This window comes from Leucobacter alluvii, from assembly GCF_039530485.1.
GTDB classification, from domain to species: Bacteria; Actinomycetota; Actinomycetes; order Actinomycetales; family Microbacteriaceae; genus Leucobacter; species Leucobacter alluvii.
Genome location: NZ_BAAAOP010000016.1, coordinates 1 through 1,136, shown reverse-complemented (window position 1 = coordinate 1,136; position 1,136 = coordinate 1). Strand labels below are relative to the sequence as shown.

The 1,136-nt window shown below is 65.1% G+C and carries 1 protein-coding gene; it reads left to right on the top strand.

Annotation, left to right across the window (positions count from 1 at the left end; translation table 11 throughout):
* Nucleotides 1-3: 3 nt before the first annotated feature.
* Nucleotides 4-1,136, top strand: a protein-coding gene (locus ABFX18_RS14200; RefSeq protein WP_346058688.1) for an IS3 family transposase whose coding sequence is annotated in 2 segments (ribosomal slippage) — nucleotides 4-288 and nucleotides 291-1,136 — 1,131 coding nt annotated over the 2 segments. Because the reading frame shifts where the segments join, the coding sequence is not laid out codon by codon here. This gene is flagged as partial in the annotation.

Sequence of the window (1,136 nt, the reverse complement as noted above, 5' to 3'; positions counted from 1 at the left end):
ATTGTGCCGAAGCCCTATCCCCGAGAGTTCCGTGACGACGTTGTGCGTGTTGCGAGGAGTCGTGAACCAGGTGTGACGATCGAGCAGATTGCGAAAGATTTCGGCGTTCACCCGATGACCCTGCAGAAATGGTTGCAGCGCGCCGCGGTGGAGGACGGTGACCGGCCAGGGCAGACCCGAGCCGAGGGGGTTGAGTTGCGGGAGGCGCGCAAGCGCATTCGGCTGTTGGAGCAGGAGAACGAGGTGCTGCGGCGGGCGGCGGCGTATCTGTCGCAGGCGAACCTGCCGGGAAAAGGCTCTACCCGCTCGTGACTGAGCTCGCCGCTGACGGGGTTCCCGTCGCGGTGACGTGTCGGGTGCTCAAGCTCGCTCGCCAGCCCTACTACCGGTGGTTGGCGAACCCCGTCACCAACACCGAGGTGGTCGAGGCGTATCGCGCGAACGCGCTGTTCGATGCGCACCGGGACGACCCCGAGTTCGGGCACCGGCTCCTGGCCGACGAGGCGCGCGACGTCGGGGAGTCGATGGCGGACCGGACCGCATGGCGGATCGCCTCCGACAACGGCTGGTGGTCCGCGTTCGGGAAGAAGCGGGGCAAGAACGGCAAGAAGGTCGGCCCGCCGGTCCATGACGATCTCGTGGGCCGCGAGTTCACCTCCGACGCTCCGAACCGGCTGTGGCTGACGGATATCACCGAGCATCGAACCGCGGAGGACAAGCTTTACCTCTGCGCGATCAAAGACGTGTTCTCGAACAAGATCGTCGGGTACTCCATCGACTCGCGGATGAAGTCGAGCCTGGCCGTCCGGGCGCTTGAGAACGCCGTCGCGATGCGCGGCGATGTCGCCGGCTGCGTGATCCATTCGGATCGCGGATCGCAATTTCGAAGCAGGAAATTCCTGCGCGCAATCACCCGTCACCGCATGGTCGGATCGATGGGCAAAGTCGGCGCTGCCGGCGATAACGCGGCCATGGAATCGTTCTTCAGCCTGCTCCAGAAGAACGTCCTCGACCGCCGCACTTGGACCCGCCGAGAAGAGCTGCGCATCGCGATCGTGATCTGGATCGAACGGACCTACCATCGGCGCCGTCGCCAACCCCGCCTCGGACGTTTGACCCCGATCGAGTTCGAGGCC